At 37.8% G+C, this 18491-nt stretch carries 15 protein-coding genes and 1 tRNA gene; 3 read left to right on the top strand and 13 right to left on the bottom strand.

Annotated elements, in window-relative coordinates; genetic code table 11:
- Positions 1 to 20: 20 nt before the first annotated feature.
- From lnt to H0W62_00725, 10 genes are all read right to left on the bottom strand, one after another.
- Complete coding sequence (gene lnt / locus H0W62_00770; GenBank protein ID MBA3647078.1) at positions 21 to 1658, bottom strand: apolipoprotein N-acyltransferase; 1638 nt, start codon at positions 1656 to 1658, stop codon at positions 21 to 23.
- A gap of 60 nt (positions 1659 to 1718) precedes the next feature.
- Positions 1719 to 2387, bottom strand: coding sequence for a 16S rRNA (cytidine(1402)-2'-O)-methyltransferase (gene rsmI, locus H0W62_00765; GenBank protein ID MBA3647077.1), 669 nt, complete (start codon positions 2385 to 2387; stop codon positions 1719 to 1721).
- 34 nt (positions 2388 to 2421) lie between these two features.
- Positions 2422 to 3720, bottom strand: coding sequence for a M28 family peptidase (locus H0W62_00760; protein MBA3647076.1), 1299 nt, complete (start codon positions 3718 to 3720; stop codon positions 2422 to 2424).
- Positions 3713 to 3961 (bottom strand): phosphoribosylformylglycinamidine synthase subunit PurS, encoded by a 249-nt coding sequence (gene purS / locus H0W62_00755; protein ID MBA3647075.1) that lies wholly within the window; start codon positions 3959 to 3961, stop codon positions 3713 to 3715. Before purS ends, H0W62_00760 begins: the two co-directional genes overlap by 8 nt.
- Positions 3962 to 3986: 25 nt before the next feature.
- A complete protein-coding gene (locus H0W62_00750; protein ID MBA3647074.1) occupies positions 3987 to 4808 on the bottom strand; it encodes a CDP-alcohol phosphatidyltransferase family protein in 822 nt (273 codons plus the stop codon).
- 64 nt (positions 4809 to 4872) lie between these two features.
- Positions 4873 to 6990 carry a prolyl oligopeptidase family serine peptidase gene (locus H0W62_00745; GenBank protein MBA3647073.1) on the bottom strand — a complete coding sequence of 706 codons (2118 nt, stop codon included), beginning with the start codon at positions 6988 to 6990 and terminating at the stop codon, positions 4873 to 4875.
- A 94-nt stretch (positions 6991 to 7084) separates the two neighbouring features.
- The gene (purN, locus tag H0W62_00740) at positions 7085 to 7675 is read right to left on the bottom strand and encodes a phosphoribosylglycinamide formyltransferase (GenBank protein MBA3647072.1); all 591 of its coding nucleotides are present in this window, start codon (positions 7673 to 7675) and stop codon (positions 7085 to 7087) included.
- A gap of 174 nt (positions 7676 to 7849) precedes the next feature.
- Positions 7850 to 8749, bottom strand: a complete 900-nt coding sequence (locus tag H0W62_00735) for a response regulator (protein MBA3647071.1) — start codon at positions 8747 to 8749, stop codon at positions 7850 to 7852.
- A 141-nt stretch (positions 8750 to 8890) separates the two neighbouring features.
- Entirely contained in the window at positions 8891 to 11494 is a 2604-nt protein-coding gene (locus H0W62_00730; protein MBA3647070.1) for a lamin tail domain-containing protein, read from the bottom strand.
- A gap of 82 nt (positions 11495 to 11576) precedes the next feature.
- A complete protein-coding gene (locus tag H0W62_00725) occupies positions 11577 to 12545 on the bottom strand; it encodes an aldo/keto reductase (protein MBA3647069.1) in 969 nt (322 codons plus the stop codon).
- A gap of 124 nt (positions 12546 to 12669) precedes the next feature.
- On the opposite strand from H0W62_00725, the gene H0W62_00720 reads away from it, so the two are divergent.
- Complete coding sequence (locus H0W62_00720) at positions 12670 to 13428, top strand: acetolactate decarboxylase (GenBank protein ID MBA3647068.1); 759 nt, start codon at positions 12670 to 12672, stop codon at positions 13426 to 13428.
- A 35-nt stretch (positions 13429 to 13463) separates the two neighbouring features.
- On the opposite strand, the gene H0W62_00715 is transcribed toward H0W62_00720, so the two are convergent.
- Positions 13464 to 13534 (bottom strand) — tRNA-Cys (locus H0W62_00715).
- A 211-nt stretch (positions 13535 to 13745) separates the two neighbouring features.
- On the opposite strand from H0W62_00715, the gene H0W62_00710 reads away from it, so the two are divergent.
- A complete protein-coding gene (locus H0W62_00710; protein MBA3647067.1) occupies positions 13746 to 14444 on the top strand; it encodes a noncanonical pyrimidine nucleotidase, YjjG family in 699 nt (232 codons plus the stop codon).
- Positions 14445 to 14450: 6 nt separating this feature from the next.
- On the opposite strand, the gene H0W62_00705 is transcribed toward H0W62_00710, so the two are convergent.
- Both H0W62_00705 and H0W62_00700 read right to left on the bottom strand, forming a co-directional pair.
- Positions 14451 to 15890 (bottom strand): DUF3667 domain-containing protein, encoded by a 1440-nt coding sequence (locus tag H0W62_00705; protein MBA3647066.1) that lies wholly within the window; start codon positions 15888 to 15890, stop codon positions 14451 to 14453.
- A gap of 2 nt (positions 15891 to 15892) precedes the next feature.
- On the bottom strand, positions 15893 to 16318 hold the full coding sequence (locus H0W62_00700) for a phosphoheptose isomerase (GenBank protein MBA3647065.1): 426 nt from the start codon (positions 16316 to 16318) through the stop codon (positions 15893 to 15895).
- A gap of 430 nt (positions 16319 to 16748) precedes the next feature.
- On the opposite strand from H0W62_00700, the gene H0W62_00695 reads away from it, so the two are divergent.
- Complete coding sequence (locus H0W62_00695) at positions 16749 to 18338, top strand: zinc metalloprotease (protein ID MBA3647064.1); 1590 nt, start codon at positions 16749 to 16751, stop codon at positions 18336 to 18338.
- Positions 18339 to 18491: the final 153 nt, after the last annotated feature.

Here is an 18491-nt window from a genome sequence, read left to right as displayed (position 1 = left end):
CAGAACAGGGGTTCCAATCTTTAAAGATCATGAGAATGCGAAAAAATATTATATTTTTTTATTTTTTTAAACAAGCCTGTAAGTATAAAAATAGTTGTTATAACTATGGCTGCTCGTCCAATATAATCTCCATTTTTTACGTAAAACGTTTGTTCATCACTTGCAAATAAGGTCGATTCAATTACTGCAGGTTTCCACCATGCTGTTTGTTGTGACACATCTCCCCGCTGGTTGATAAAAGCAGAAGTTCCTGTATTTGCTGATTGTGCAATATCCCTCCTGGTTTCTACTGCTAGCAACCGTGCATATTCCAAATGTTGTTTATGTCCTGCTGAGTTTCCCCACCAGCCATCATTCGTAATTATAAATAGTAAATTAGCGCCTCTACGAATATATTCTGTTGAATATTCACCATAGATGGATTCATAACAAATTTCTGGTCCTACGCCAACAGAATCTGTTGAAAAAAAAACACCCCGGTCTTTTTGTTCTCCCAAGCTTCCGCTGGCTCCACCCATAGAAATAGCGAGAGGTTCGAGAAATTTAAATATCTGAGGATATGGCATCTTTTCTACCCCTGGTACCAGCTTTGATTTATGATAGATGGGATATTTTTTTGACGTATCTAGCTGTATGGCAGAGTTGAAGGCATCCCAATAAAAATTTCCTTCAGAAGAGTATCTCGCAGTAGATGTTGTAGCGGAGGTGTATTTTGCATATGCACTAATGCCGGTTATTAATTTAATCCTGGGATAAGCATTTAAAAATTGCTGCGCTGTGTGAATGCTGGGATCATCCTTTATATCTGTAATAAAGATTCCCTGGGGAATAGCTGTTTCAGGCCATACCAGGTAGTCTGTTTGCGGACTTATCTTTTTTCGTGAAAGTTCAATCAGCGTAAGAAGCTGCTTATTAAGTGTGGTAAAATCAAATTTTTCATTGTAGGGATCTATGTTTGGTTGCACCACTACCACATGCTGCGGCTTTCCTTTTTCCCGATATGAAAAATAGAGAAGAACAGAAATAGATAAAGGTAAAAACAGCAGCAGGCAATAACCTGTTATATTTTTCCGCCTGATCGATACATTTCTTTTCAAAAGAAAATCACGTAAAATAACGTAACCTGAGATATTCATAATCCAAATCCATAAAGTTCCTCCAAAAGTTCCAGTGTATTCATACCACTGTACAACTTGCGGATATTGGGAAAATCCGTTTCCGAGATTAAGCCAGGGCCAGGTTAAATCCCACCTGAGATGAATGAATTCAAAGGTCATCCAATAACCAGCTAAAGCAATCCATCCAAACTTTTCACCCAGATGTTTTTTTGTTTGCTGGTAGCCAATTAATGGAATACACATAAGAAAAGGATTTGCCGTATTAGCAAATACACCGGCAAATACACTTGAAATATCTCCGGTTCCAATAATAGTATTACCTACCCACCATGTGGTCAATACGTTCCAGATTAATAATGCCAGGTAACTATATCCAAAGAAACTCCAATGGCCGTTTGCAGAATCAGCACAGATTTCTTCCAGCCATAAAATTGGAATGAGGCCCAGGAACAAAAATGGAAAGCATGGAAGAGGCGGCCAGGCCAGTGAGAGCAATACTCCACACGATATGGAGAGTAAAAGTTTCTGAATCCTTGACAAGTATATTATTTTAAATTTCGGAAGTAATAATTATTCAATTTTATCAAGCCTGTTTATTTGTTACTTCTGAATTCCCTCTACTACCACTACTATTTCTCCTTTTACATTTTTTGTGCTATAATATTTGCTAAGCTCATGTAGCGATCCGCGTTTTGTTTCTTCAAATTTTTTAGTAAGCTCACGTGATACACTAACCCTGCGGTCACCTCCACAGTATTCCATTAAACCAAGGAGCAAATTTTGTAACCGGTTTGGCGATTCATAAATAATTAAAGTTCTCTTCTCCTCAGATAATTCTTTAAGCTTAGTCTGCCTGCCTTTTTTTTGAGGAAGAAATCCGATAAAGGTAAATTCATTTGTTATCAGGCCTGATAAAATAAGCGCCGGTAATAATGCAGTGGCCCCCGGCAAACAGCTTACTTCTATATTTTCTTTAAGCGATGCCCGAACTAAGAGATAAGCTGCGTCAGAAATTCCTGGAGTACCCGCATCACTGATCAGGGCAAAATTTTCACCGTTCTTCATTCTTTCAATTACCAGGGGCGTTACCTCATGTTCATTGTGCTGATGATAGGAAAACATTTTTGTTTCAATAGCAAAGTGCCTGAGCAAAATTCCTGATTTGCGCATATCTTCTGCTAATATTACATCTGCATCTTTTAAAACCTGTATGGAACGAAGTGTAATATCATTTAGGTTACCAATAGGGGTAGGAACGATAAAAAGCATTTCTGACTTCTATATTTCGTAAATATTTATGGTATTAAAAGGACCCTGCAAAAACAATTAGTAAATTATAAAGCTCCTCAAACTTAGTAAGTGGTAACGTTTCCGGGCGATCATTGATATCATGATAAGCCGAAATGCCTCCCATGGTATAAATAAAAAAAGAGGGCACGCCGGCTTCAGAAAAAAAATATTGATCGCTGTTGGCAGCTTTACCGCGGGGTGAAATTACCTTTAAGAATTGAAGACTGTCGTTAAGGCTTACGAGCTTGTTAAATTGATCTTCAAAAAGTGTAGCATTTACGACTTTAATACCTTCTCCTCCAGTTCCAACAATGTCGAGGTTAATTAAAAACTTGATTTTGCTTAGGGGAAACAGTGGATGATTAACATAAAAATGTGAACCCACTAAGCCGCTCTCCTCACCGCTAAATGCCATAAAAACAACCGAGTATCTGGGTGGCTGTATTGAAAAATAATTAGCCAGGCACAATAACATCGCAATACCACTGGCATTATCGTTTGCTCCCGGAAAATAGGTACCGTGGCCCATTTCACCCAGATGATCATAATGTGCTGTGAAGACAAGAAAAGAATCGGAATAGTATGTGCCCTTTACATATGCAATTACATTCTGTGTTGGATAATCATTCAGAAATTTATTTTCAAAATTTGCTTTTACACAAACCTTTGTTTGCTCCGGCTGATTCTCTTTTACCTGCAGATAAAAAAAGGGAAGCACTTTTTGAGAGGCATCCCAGGTAAGCTTTTCATTGGAGAACTCAATGCAGCCCCTTGCTCCCAGGCAATTTGCCCCAACCAGGTTCTTCTTGAGACTAATAAATTGATCTGAAGTAAAATCTTCTTTTTGAAATGTAACAACCCTATTTTTTAATCTTTTATGTTTAAGATTTAATATTAACCTTTTGACCACAGCATCAGATGTATCAGCAGAATTATTTTTAATGGCTAATGTCTTATACTTTCCATAAGTACCTGATGATACCGGATCAATCAGGAAATCCCTGGCAGGAAATAATTTTTGATGGTTGATAGTAACAGATGCTGTGCCCGGAAAAGTATTTGCGTCCAGAGAAAACTTTTGAAAATAATCCTTATTAAATTCCAAAAGACTCAGCTCCCTGTATTGGGTACTGATGTACTGAGCTGCCTTCCATTCACCCGAATCAACGTATCCTCTACCATGCATGCCTGATGAGGTAAGTGTATCAATAATAGCATGTGCCCGTAGTATAAGTGCTGATTGCGGATGTACACTTAAGGTAAAAAAGCAGCCTGCAAATGCACCAATAATTATTCGGCCGAAGTTACTCATGCACTGTAAACTCAAAATACTCCATAACAGGATTTGCTAATAATTTTTTACAGGCAACTTCTGTTAGTTCCTTTGCCTTGTCCAAATTATCAGCATCCATATTTAGCTGGATGTGTTTGCCAATCCGAACATCATTTATTTCGCTTATGCCCAGATTATTTAAGCCATGGTGAACGGCTTTGCCCTGTGGATCAAGAAGCTCTTTCAATGGCATTATATTTATGTCGGCCCTGTAAATCATATTATAGTAAAATTACTGTTATACGTTAAAAATATTTCATGCCTGGTTTTTTAGTAAAAAAGTATTGAACAATGCACGTAAGAATATAGAATACAATAGAGGCTGCCAAGCCTGCATATTTAAAAACGATTATCATTATTATACTGATCAGTAAATAAATTATCCTTACTTCATTTCCTCTCCATGTATATGATTTTACCTTAAGAGAAAACATAGGAATATTTGAAACCATTAGCCAGGAAAAGATAATAATCAGGGTATACAATAGCCACGGGTTAAGGATGATAACAGACAGGTTAAATGCATTGGTAAAAATGATAAGAGGCAAAGCAGCAGTAAACAATGCACATGCAGGAGTAGCAAGGCCCAGAAATTCAATTTCCTGCCGCTCATCCACATTAAACCGGGCAAGCCTGAGCGCAGCACAAATAGCAATTAAAAATGCCGGCATCATATAAAGTTCCGGAATAAATAAAGCGTTTGGCCTAAGCTGAAAGGCGGCATTCAGCAACTGGTAGTAAATACACGCAGGCAGAAGGCCAAATGTTATCATATCTGCAAGTGAATCGAGCTGTGCTCCTACTGGAGACTGTACCTTTAATATTCGGGCTGAAAATCCATCAAGGAAATCAAGTACCACGGCTCCGAATATCATAAAAGAGCTTAAGTACAAACGATTATTGAATCCAAAGATGATTGAAACATTTTTTCCGCCTTCATCCAATTCATTTACCTGCAAAGGAAAAATGTGATCATTGAATGTGAAGATGATACCGAGGCAGCCCAGGAAAAGATTTCCGAGGGTAAAAAGATTAGGAATATGCTTAATAAAACTTTGTTTCAGCATTTAGAATCCGGCGGCGAAAGTATAGCAGAACTTTGAATTAAACCTGTGCATTTATGGTACCTCTTTAAAAAATCACTTTTTGTACCAATGCAATTGAAGTTCCCTTTATTTCAATGAAATACATTCCTGAACCGGGGCGCGGTAACGTCAATTCCCCCTTACCGGGAACAACATAAAGGGATTTATTCCACAACAATGTTCCCATAACATCATACATCCTAAATTCAAGATTGTCCGCGTCTGAAATGTTAAACCGGATTACAGCACCTGTTATAATAGGAATAATATAAAAAGATGAAGTATTTTCTCCTATTAAATTGCTTGGTGTATTATAATCTTTAAGGTTAACGCTTCTTTTAGGTTCAGAATTTCGACTGCAATTTGAAATATCAAACTCTATCTTATTTCCGGCATCTGTAATTTTAATGCCTGTAATTGTAATCGCCCCCCCCGCATATACCAGAGAGCCGTGCTGTACTCTTTTATTAACAGAATTATAATTGGACCACTTTACCGTTGAACCCTCAATTGGTACAAAATACTGCAGCCTCCGTAAAGTAATATCTGCTGTGCAATTTTTATAAGCAGGCTGGACTACACCATTAACATACATTTTTTTTAAAAATATTCTGCCGGACCACGTGCAGGGCTGATCTACTATGCTGGAATCAAAATCAAGGTAGCCATTGATGGCACCGTAAGGATCACCATTCGCAGGATCACCAGAGCCTGGATTTTGATTTATAGAACAGTTTGAAAAAACCGGGAACGATTTTGTGCTATTGTATAAATAGAAGGCTGGAGTAGTTTCATTATCTAAAAAATTAGCACCTTTTCCATCATGATCTCTCTGATCCCAAAAAAAAGTAGTACCCTGATGGCTGACCTTCAGTGAATCGTAAAATGATGGTTTAGTTGTCCAGGTAATAGTCTCATCATTTTTTCCATGAACCGTAAATAATATGGGTAGACCTCTTCTCTTATTTACATCTACCATATGTCGCAGCTCCATTAGATCCCATATGCGGATTGAATCACCTGTATCGGGATTTAAAACATCAGTGGGCAGGTTTGCTTCAGCAGTACCATAAAGCTGTGTGTCTTCATCAGTGGATGTTCCACCATGTACGGGAGGAACTACTGCATATACTGCAGCAATTTTATCAGGAATTATGTTGGCCGTTATCAGCACTCCAAATCCGCCTGCCGATACCCCAACCAGGTATACTTTATTGCTATCAACAGACAAATATTTATCAGCCCAGAGTATGGTGTGAATGAGCCTGGTTTGTGTATACGTTCGGATAGTTCCTGTCTTCGAAGTCGGGTTGCTGTCCGTATACATATCGAAGTTTTCATGATAACCAATCCAGAAAGTTTTATCACCGGATTGCGGGCCGGTACCATTATCCGGGCCCGGTAACCAATCATCGCATCCCATAATAGTGCAATTGGTAATCGTCTTATTTTCAAACTGACCCAGTCCATTACCTTTTATAGAATTTTCCAGCAATCCTTCATAAAAAACAAATAACGGTTGATGGATGAAATTTCCCCGTTTAATTACATAAAAATTATAAACATAAGAACCCTGGTTACACATTGCAGGGTAATGAGGTGTATTTTGATTAGTGGCAAATTGAGCATAGTACTTTGCAACATCTCCTGTTTTCCAAATTGCTGAATCCTGGTAAATTGGTTGCGGGTCTGCTACCATTTCCATTACACCAACCGATAAGCTATTAGATCCGGGATTAATGGTTTTATCTTCAAAGTTATCTGACAAAGTGATAACAGTTACTGCATAATAAAAAGACCCGGAAGAAGTGCACGTAATAACATATAACCCATTGTTGGATTTAAGAGGTGCTGCATCTGCCTTCAACTTAATAAAAACAGTTTTTCCTTTAACTGATGAAAGACGAACATTTCTGGATGAACTGTCACGCACATCGCCAATGTATTGCGAATGTTTCAGATCATTTTTTGTGTTTATCGGAGTAGAAGATCGGTATACATTATACCTTAAATTGGTCTTATCAGGAGATTTCCATGTAAGAAATACCTGCCCATCCTGATATAAGGATTGAAGCTGGTTTACTGTAAAAGCATTTGCCCCGGTAATTCCAATACCTAAAAAATATAAAAATGCTATAAGTAATTTCCGAAGTAATAAAATCATGGTTGTTTTATTTATGGGAGGAAGCTAAACTACAAAGATACAAAGCGGTAAATCATTACAGTAAGATATACTCTATTTAACAGGCATATACAGGCTAGGTGCAAGGCTTAAATTTAATTTTTTTTGAAAGTAACTGCTCAATAATTTTGGGATACCATATATGTTCAAGTTCATGTATTTTCATTTGAACCGAATGAATATTATCTGATTCAGTAATTGGAAAATGCTCCTGAAAAATAATTTCCCCTTCATCATATTGCTCATTGACAAAATGGATTGTAATGCCTGTTTGTTTCTCTCCTGCGTTTATTACCGCTTCATGCACCCGTGATCCATATAATCCTTTACCTCCATATTTTGGAAGTAAGGCCGGGTGAATATTTATAATTTCTGCTTTAAACCTTTTAATAATTTTATCGGGAATCAACCATAAAAATCCGGCAAGCACTATTAAATCTATTTTTAATTCTGTAAGCAGATTTATTACAGTGTCTGTTTCATATAAGTCTGTTCTCAAAATAACATAATAAGGAATTTTATTTTTAACGGCTATGTCAATTACCCCGGCCTTTGAATTATTGCAAATAATGCACTGAACTTTAATATCCTGATGGTAACGAAAATAATCAATGATGGTATTTGCATTAGACCCGGCACCTGAAGCTAATATAGCAATGCGTTTCATAGGGTATTGTTCACCGGCATATCAGCGTTAAGTTATTCAGGTAGGCCAAAAAAAATTTTCGATAATAATAGAATCGGTGCCTATGTGTTATTTAATGTATTGCAATAAAATACCCTGGAATGACTATGGAGATATAATTGCAAAAACATCCAAAAGTAGAAAAAGGCTTTATTATTACTGTTCCTGCAGGTGTTCTGCAAGCGGTAATTCTACAACAACCTTATTTCCTTTGCCGATATAGTGAAGAGATAAAAGCGAGTTAAGGATGGCTATTCCTCGCCCATGGTTATCAAATACACGTGCGTCATCAAAGACAAGAAATTTATCGAAATAAAATCCATTTCCCGCATCTTCAATTAAAATAGAAAGTTTTCCATCCCGACGTTTGAGGGTTACGTTCACAAATTTATTCAGATTTTCCCGGAGAGAAAGTCTGTGATTCACTTCGGCAGCAAGCTGATTTTTTGCTATAAGTGCCGTTTTTTCATCGTAGGTGATTCCAAGGTTCCCATGCTCCACCCCGTTTGCAAATAATTCAGATATATAAATAGCTTCCTCAGGCCGTTGACATTGCCTGGCTATAAGAGCAGCAAGGCTATCTCCTTCTGAAACCGTACGCAACCGAAAAACCCCTTCTTCCATGAAGTGAAGCGCCGTCTCTGTTTCACGAAGATGCTGAAGCAAGTTTTTATTTCTATTATAATCCAAAAGAGCCGCGCGTATGGTGGAATGAAGCAATTCGGTTTTTACAGGTTTTACGAGGTAAAAAAAGGCCCCCGCCTCTACACCCTGTTGTATATTTTCAGGGCTATCCATAACCGTTTGCATGATCACCTGAAGGTTTTCAAACCGCTTTTGTTTTTTTATTCTTTTTAGCAATTCGATTCCTGAAATATCCGGCATGCTCCAATCGAGCACCATTACTTCAATGTTGTTTGAATTATCATCCAACATACTAAGAGCCGCATTGGCATGATGAACAGCATGAACTTTATAACCTTCCTTTTCCAGAGAATCTTTGACGACCGTAGTAAAAGGAATGTCATCATCGACAACAAGTAGTGAATGAATCAAGGATAGTTAATTAAATACAATGATTTAGAAAATAAATAATTTGTTTTACGCAAAGGAGGGATTAAAGTTGTATTTGATCAATTGTTTGCAAAACCTGATAGTACTATGACAATAATATATAATATATATAACTAATATTTTTTAATTCTTTTTACCTCCTAACGCGCACGCTTTTTTATAATGCTTCACGTTACCATTCAAGTCAAAAACTTCTAAATATATTATATAGATACCTAACCTCGATTTTTCACCATTGTTATCAATACCATCCCATGTAAAATTGCCTGATTGCCCAACTATTTGATTTTTAACAATATCAATTATTTTTCTCCCCTGCGCATCATAAACAGTAGCATTAGCAGTATACCCAGGTTTATCAAATTGATAATTTACAGATACTATATCATTAAACCCATCATTATCCGGAGAAAAAACTTGCGGTGTAATCGAAATTGCATTAGTTGCTTCCGGAGAATAATATTCTGAATTCTTATACGATGGGGTGCCGTAACCTGCAGTTGATGCTGCCGAATGCCAGTTTGAAGAATCTTGAGTGGGAGCGTTAAAGCTTATGCGTTCAAGTGCAACTCCATCATCGCTGGCCAGTAGAGGAAACTGCCAGCTTTCATAGTAATGCAGCTGATCTATTCTCTGCAAAGAAGAATTTAAAAGTACCATTACTCCTTCTGTATTGCTTAATGATGGTATTGGAGTTTTAATGAACCATTCCGGGTTTTGTGCTGCATACTGTAGTTTCACTGCGTCAGGATTTTCTGTAAATACCACGTATTGCTGAGGGAAAAACGAATATCCGTTGGGAACAGGCGATATTATATCAAGAAGCGAATCATTAGCATCCGTAGTGGCAATACGCAAATCCTTAAGATCAAAAATTTTATTGCTCTTATTATAAATTTCCACGTAATCATATCCGCCCGTTTTCGGATTGAAAAGAATCTCATTTATAATTAAATCTCCAATGGAAATTGAAGCAGGTATTGCCAGCTCAAGCGATGCATTGGAAATTCCATCGTTTATATTTCCACACAGATCGGAAATGTTGTGTATGGAAATTGTATATATAGTGCTGGAGTCTAAGGGAGTTCCCAGAAAAAGCTTTACAAGAGAAAAATCAGTATTTCCTGCAATTACGCTTATTAGAGTTTCCGATGGACTAATAGAATAATGGGTGAGATCCGAGGCACTTGAATTATCCAATGCCTCACTGAAAAACAGATCTATCTCCGTTAAACTGACTATAACCGCTTCCAGAAGCTGTGGAGCCACAGTATCCGGATTACTAGCATAAATAGAATTTTGCCGGTCAGGAGTTCCCCCGCTCAAATCTTTTGACTCACTCCAGTTGGTAAAGCCTCCGCAAAAATTTCCCGGATCGATCAATTCTAAAGATCTTCCTCCTGTAGTAGTTGCGTCGTGATACCATGTTGCATTATAACTTACGGAATTTATCTTTAATCCACTGGCATCAGAAAGTGTTAACACATCACCTTCATTATTCAGACTTATAGCAGAAGAAAGTCCAATTACGGCACCATAAACGGAAAATGCTGAAACATAGCTCTGACTGCAGAGAAGAACATATCCGTTTGGCGGCAAAACAAAGGGTGGAAGTATTACGGATGAAGTAGAATCACTAAATGACCAGCCTGCAAGGTTAACTGGATAAGATGTTCGGTTATATAATTCAGTATATTCTGAATTTGGTAGTCCGATAGGTGGATCAGGATCAGCCATAATCTCATTAATGATGATATCATTCTGCTTAGGAGTGTAAAAAGAAAAACCTACAGCGGTGTCATTAATTATATTTCCTGCAAAATCCTTAACACCTGATATCACCAGCGTATCAATTAAACCATTAGGGAAATTAATACCAAAAGTAAGGTGCACTACATCCGGGTTAGAAGAATCGCCTGCTGCAGAAATCGGATTTCCTACCCCATTATTTACGATATAGTTGAATAAATTTTCTGAAGATGCTGTATCTACTGGTTCACTGAAGATGACATCCAGTTGGTTAGAAGATTGCACGATAAGCGAGGACACTGAAGGAGCTATTGTATCGCTCACAGGTGGACCTATATAAACGTTATCAAAATAAAAACCACTTGCCCGGGTGCTTGAATAACGGCACAAAAATCCAAAGTAATTAGTAGTAATAAAGGTGGTATCAGTTCCGGTTGCCTCTAATGAAAAAATTGTTCCACCTGAAAGATCAGAATAGACCGACCAGTTACCCGATTCATCGCGAACAACCTTAACCGTAATAGAAACAGGATTGGCGACATGACCATCTATGCCATGGGCAATCAATTTTTCAATAGTTCCGTCTTGCAAATAAAGGTCAATGGCATCTGTATCCAGTCGTGACCCAAACTGAAGAAAATAACCATTTAATGAATCTTTTAAATTACTCTGATCGCTTGCCAGGTATACTCTTAAATAATTTTGATCGGAAGGTGCAAAATTAAAGGCTGTGAAAAATTGCCATTCAGTACCCAAAAGCCTGCTGTTGGAAGTTTGCAGGTAAGCCGTATCGTAAGTAGAAGTAGGAGGAGGTGCACTCAGTTGTAGTTGAAAAAGAGAGTTAATTATAAATTTATCCGTATCACCTGCCCAAGCCGGATTAAAGCTGAAATTGCCGTCGGAGAAATCATCAGTTACCTGTCCAAAAACTGAAAAGGTGCAAAGGATAAGAGCATGGAAGAGAAGTATCTTTTTCAAAAAGTATTGAGATTGCTTGAGGATTTTAGTAGTGCTGAAATTCTCCTTGTAATTATTAAATTATGTTTTTTTTCTATAATGACTAAGGCTTATTCTGTAAAATTGTCTCAATCCGGGCCATTACATCATCGGTAAGTTTAGGAAGTATTTCCAGGGCATCCAGATTTTCTTTAAGCTGGCTTGTTTTTGAAGCGCCAAGGATTACGGTGCTTACATTAGAATTTTTCAGGCACCAACCTATTGCAAGATGAGGCATCCTGATTCCAATTTCCAGCGCAAAAGCGCTAAGTAGCTTAATTTTCCCCAAAACATTTTCGTCATTCAGCTTTTGTTCCTTCAGCCATTCCAGGCCTTTCATAAAAAGACGTGTGCTACCAGGTTTGCTATTGTTGTATTTGCCTGTTAAAATTCCTGAAGCGAGAGGAGACCAAATGGTAGTTCCCATGCCATAGCGCTCATATAAAGGAGCATATTCTGCTTCAAAGCGCTGACGGTGAAGCATATTGTATTGGGGTTGTTCCATGGTGGGAGCCATTAAATGGTGCTTTTCTGCCACTGTATGAGCCTCTATGATTTGTTCTGCACTCCATTCTGATGTGCCCCAATAGAAAACCTTACCCTGTTGGATAAGCGAATGCATTGCCCACACTGTTTCTTCAATCGGAGTTTGAGGATCAGGCCTATGGCAAAAAAACAGATCGAGGTAATTTACTTTTAAACGCTTCATAGCAGCGTGGCATGCCTCCATTATATGTTTACGGTGCAGTCCTTTCTGAGTAGGAAGATTTCCTGTTCCAAAAAAAACCTTGCTGGACACCATATATGAATCCCGGTTCCAGTTCATATTTTTCAGAATCTTACCCATCACCTTTTCCGATTCACCCCTCGCATATACTTCTGCATTGTCAAAAAAATTGATGCCATGATCATAGGCTATTTTCATGCACTTTTCTGCTACACTATCGTCAATTTGTTGTCCAAACGTTAGCCATGATCCAAATGATAATATGCTGACAGGAAGTCCCGAATTACCCAATCTTTTATACTCCATAAAATAATGCTTCTGGCGAATATAAGTAAGAAAGTGTAAGGGTAAGTAACAAGAATAAGAAGTTGGAAATCAAATGATTTTTCGTGCCTGCCGAAATCCTATTTTTTAAAAAATCGTGACATCTTTGACTCAAATTTTATTCATGAATTGCAGCCAGGTGAAGATTTACTTATTGATAACTTTCGTTGTACTGATTCACATTAATTGTAACACTTCTAAAAGTTACAATGCTACAACAGTAGGTGAAATCGAGGATTTAATTAAGAAGGGTAATATGGCGGAGCATATTGCATTAAAAGAATTGCAGGATAAGCCTAATGTTTATGCATTGGGTTCAGTTACGAACTTAAAGGGATTTATTGTAATTGAAAACAGCAGACCATTTACTTCTTATATTACAAATAACCAGGTAAATATTGATTCATCCTGGAATACGACTGCTACACTTCTGGTTTACGCCCAGGTGCAAAATTGGAATGAAATAGAAATTCCGGCTGCCGTAAAAACATACACGCAGTTGGAAAAATTTATAAATGATGCTTCTGTTAAGAGCGGCTTGAATACTGAGGTAGCTTTTCCTTTTCTATTGAAAGGAACGGTGTCTTCTCTTAACTGGCGCGTGAGCGATTGGAGCCCTGGCGATAAGGAAATAACCAATAAGAAAGTAAAAAATTCAGGGTTGAAAGGGCGAAGCGAAAATGTAACTACTACTGTTGTTGGTTTTTATTGTACGAAACAGTATCGCGTTCTCGCAGAACATGATACCAAAATGCACCTTCACTTTATTAGTGATGATAGAAAAGTATCCGGCCATATTGATGAAATAACCATTGATGGTAGATTAAGGTTATACCTGCCCATGGAATCGTTTAAACCCAGCTAACCCTGGGAGAATTGTTTAAATGCGAGACTTCTAAGAGGTCAGAAGCGGATTCGAACCGCTGTATGAGCTTTTGCAGAGCTCTGCCTAGCCACTCGGCCATCTGACCATTTAAAGCGCAAAAATAATAAAATTAGATTGCCTGATAATTTATGAAGATAATAAGAAACGATATTAAGCACTATGCAATACCGTCGCCCAAATATATATGATAGTGTAAATTATTACGTATCGGTTCCAGATAATAGGAAGGTACATAGATGTACTATTTTTTCTGCCGTGATATTCTATTCCCATACTTTTATAACTTATTTAAGGCTTTGAACCAGAGAGAATACAAGCATATTTTTTTTGATTTAGATGAGACGTTGTGGGATTTTAAAAAAAATTCTTTAGAAACGCTGACCGATATTTATGAGGAGTTCCGGCTGGATAAAAAGGGTATTGGCCGGGATGAATTTCTCTCCAGGTATTATCATCACAATACTATTTATTGGGATCAATATCGGAACGGGCTGATTGAGCGGGAACATTTACGCATCATACGTTTTAGAAGCACCCTCAAAGAATTTGAAGTGCAGGATGAAATTCTAATCAAAAATCTTTCTGAAAAATACCTCGAAATTCTGCCTACAAAAACCCATCTGCATACCGGAGCTATTGAAATACTGGAATACTTAAGGCTGAAGTATTCTTTACATATTATTACTAATGGGTTCGAGGAAGTACAGAATAAAAAGCTTCACCATTCCAAAATCATCTCTTTCTTTAAATATGTTATTACCTCGGAAATGGCAGGAAGTCAAAAGCCTAACCGTGAAATTTTCAAATATGCTCTTGATAAGACAAATGCTTTCATTCTAAACAGCGTTTTTATTGGCGACAGTATAGAAGCAGATATGGCAGGTGCTAAAGCTATAGGGATGGACCACGTTTTTTTTAATCCGGATAAAGTTCTGCACCAAGAAATTCTGATGCATGAAATTTATTCGCTGGCAGAATTAAAAGCACTGTTGTAAAATATTTTACAAGGTGGTTCCTGATAATAACAACACGAGCAATGCTGCCGGTAAAATAAACAGACCATATAGAAAGAGTATTAAAAACTCCTTAACTACAGTTTTAATCCACGATTGCCGGTATATTCTTTTTAAGGCGATAAGAAGGTAAATAAATAATATAGTAAAGATAAGACCTGCATGCGATGAGGCTGAATGAAATACACTCCCTGCCAGCAATACTAAAAGAAAAAGCAGAAAAACAAATGAATGAAAATACAGTGTAAATACACCGTGATCGATCAGATAGATCTTTCGCCGGATATATACCAGTTTCATGATAAGCGCAAATATTGGCAACAACAGGAAAAAAAGTTTTGGAAGGTTATGCACAAATGATTCCAGCCATTCCTGGATCAGCTCGCTGCCATTTTCATGCGCACGCATATTCAGATGAATAAGTTGTCTCTCAAAAAGCTGACAAATCCAGGAAGGACGCTGGTTAATAGCCAGCCTGTTTACAGAATCTTCGTATGCTTCTACGGAGGATGGTAATTTACTGGATGATGAAAAGATGGCGTCGGAACCTTTGTTTTCAGACTGCTGCAAACCAATCCTTAACCCGGTTGAATCTTTTTCCGACGTATCCCCGATTATACGGGATATTTTTTCACTGTAATTCTTATTTAAGGAATCAACTATTTGTTTTTGCCGGGAAGCACTTAATCCCTTCATTCTGTTTTTTAACTCCAAATCCGTACGTAGCGTAGAATCTTTCAAGGAAAAAAAAGACAATGGATTATTAGAAAAAGTTTTGATTATCTCTTTATTAAATACACTTACAGAAATCAGAAAAAATATAACGCTTATAAAAAAGTAAAGCCGTACGGGATGTACATAAGAAGCTCTCTTACCGGAAATAAATTCACGTGTTAAGAAGCCTGGGTTAAAAATCAGGGGTATAAATGTTCGGATAAACCTGCTATCGAGGTGCCAGTAGTCAGAAAATCCATGTGCAAGCAGGTTGTAGAAAGGTTCATGGAGGTGTTCGTCTCTCTGGCCGCATGAATAGCAATATTGTCCCCGTAGCGGAGTGCTGCAATTCAAACAAAGCTTAGATTCAAATCTTCCTGCTATATCATTCCGGTCGATCTCAATCTTTTTCATGAATTCAGAGACTTGAGCATCAGCATAAATTCCGAATGCATCGGTAAGGGTGCCTTTTAAACCGGATCTTGTTTCAATCAAATAAAGGATTGCGCTCTCATCGGGATCGCTGCTGCCCTCTACCCTGTTAAATGCTATTATTTTAACTTCTTCCGCAGGAAATGTTTGCTGTGTTTCAACGCTGGTCAATTTCTCTTCATGTACTATAAAATGATGTTTGAAGCCCTGATCAAACGCAGCTTTTTCAGCATCAAGTAAGGTTGAAAATTGATTTTCGGGAAGCATGTAAGTAAAAGGCAAAACTATTTTTCAAACACTTCTATTTCGTGTTGCTTCTTCACAAGATCACCAAATTTGCCGATAAAACGGGTAGCACGCACAATGTGGTTATCAATCCAGTGATAGTTACCACCACGGGGTTTACCAAGCAGAATACCATGGTATTTAAAGCCATGTTTTTTAAGCCACGTCTCCGTAATCCCACGGAGAGATTCTGTGCGCGAAGAGAAGAAATATATGATGTGACCTTCCTCGTACCACCTGTTAATGGTAAGCAGCGCATCAGCGTACGGCTGGCAACTTACCATACGTGCCGGCTCTTCATTCGGAATATCATATGTAATCGTTCCATCGATATCAATCAGAAAATTCTTTGTGCCAGGCTCCATAACAGGACTTACAGAATTTCCTGAATCATCAATTACGCTCCTGAGTGTAATGTTCTCCATTTAAGTTTTTTTTATCAGGTCCGGATATTCCGATAATTCTTCCTATCAGAATTACTAAGTATAAGGCTCCCTACATCGCTTCAATAACAGATATATTTTGAGGCTGTAGTAATAAATGCTTTGCAACAGAAATTGGCATTTAATATACTGACGCTGCCTCCCATAATCGAAAATATCTGTAATATCTTTTAAAATTAATGCGACACCAATCAAAATAGGCTGGGTTATTACAGCGTTTCTGTAATCACGCTGTTTCAATGCAACTACATTACCTTCTTTTTAGCCTTTTTAAGCTGTTTGGTATATGAATAACCGATAAATTTAAACCGAAGCAACCGGGTCATTCTAAAATTGTGTAAGTATACCACTGTCAGCAAGTCTTTTTCAGATAATACGCAAGTTGTACTTTTACTGCTCTTTATAATATAACATGAATATAAAGTTTATAAGGTCATTCGTTGGAGGAATAATTATTTTTTTTGTTTTTTATTCCAGGTTATTGGGACAGCAGGCAGACAGGTGTGGAACTATGGAATACCTGGATCAATATGAAAAGCTGCACCCAGGAACCAAAATTTCTATAAAACAAGTTCAGGAACAGGCGGCTCAATGGATCCTGGATCATACATCCACACGTAATATTGCCACAATCCCGGTGGTGGTTCATGTAGTATATAATACAGCTGCTGAAAATATCTCAGATGATCAAATACGCAGTCAGATAGATGTTTTGAATGAGGATTACCAGGCAATGAATTTTGATACTGTTAAAGCTCCACCAATTTATAAACCCTTAATAGGTAATGCCGGAATGGAGTTTTGCCTTGCAGCTGTTGATCCGTTTGGAAATGCAACTACGGGTATTATTCGCACCTCTACCACCCATATCTCCTTTGACCTTGATGACAGTGTAAAATTTACCAAAAAGGGTGGTGATGATGCATGGCCTTCCACAAAATATATGAACATATGGGTCTGTAACCTCACTCCTCCTAAATTAGGTTTTACTACTCTTCCCTCGGGAACTAAAGCAAATCCTACTGACGGCGTGGTAGTTACTTATCGGGCTTTTGGTCGGGAAGGCAAATATTTGGATCCCCGCTATAATCTCGGACGAACCTGTACACATGAAGTGGGGCACTGGCTTGGATTAACCCATATCTGGGGGGACGATGGTGGCTCATGCGATGGGTCTGATAATATTGATGATACTCCAAATCAGGCTGATGCTAATTATGGTTGCGTGGCCTTTCCTCACATTACCTGCGATAACAATGGGGACATGTCTATGAATTATATGGATTATAGTGATGATCGCTGTATGTATATGTTTACGATAGACCAGGCAAACGAAATGATAGGGATTTTAAATACAACACGTAAAAGCATTTTAAGCTCTACTGCAGGATGTAACACCACTTATACTTATAGTAACGATGCAAGAATAAATTCGATAATTGTGCCTGGCGATACGGTTAAGGCACAGTCATTTAATCCTATGGTTCAAATCATGAATAAAGGACAAAACGACCTTACCTTTTTGCACATTGAATACCAGATTGACGGACAGGATATTCAAACATATGATTTTATGGGCAATTTGCCATCTGGCTATGTCGCTAATATCACGCTGCCTTTAGCATTCACAGGTGAAGGAGGACATATTTTTACAGTCTGGAGCACTGACCCCAATCAGCAGCAGGATCAATACTTAAGTAACGATACTTTGACCACTATTTTTACAATTACCAGTGTGGTTCCAAAAAATACATTTGACGTCTCCTTCGATTCCCCTTCGAGCTTAAATATTACCATACAAAATCCTGGTGCACCATCCGTATTGCTCGCAATTATAAATTCTATGGGAGAAGTGGTGTATCAAAAACAACTTTCATTAATAAGTCAAACTACCTTCAATTTCGACTTTGCAGATATGGCCACAGGTGTTTATTTTATTCAGGGTAAGGTAGGATATTATTATACCAGGGGCAAATTTTTGTATATAAACCCGGGTCGTTGAATCAGTTCCTGAATGCTCTGAGTTAGTGCTGTCTATTTCGCGTTATAAGTTCGTACTGTAATCACCAAAAGCTTTTCTGAAACATATATAAACTAAGTCATGTGATAGCTTTGCCGGATCAAAATATGGAAGCTCTTCTCTGACATTCATAGG

Source organism: Chitinophagales bacterium (assembly GCA_013816805.1).
GTDB lineage: Bacteria > Bacteroidota > Bacteroidia > Chitinophagales > UBA10324 > MGR-bin340.
The sequence above is the reverse complement of the archived record's forward strand: the minus strand, read 5'-3'. Positions and strand labels throughout refer to the sequence as shown.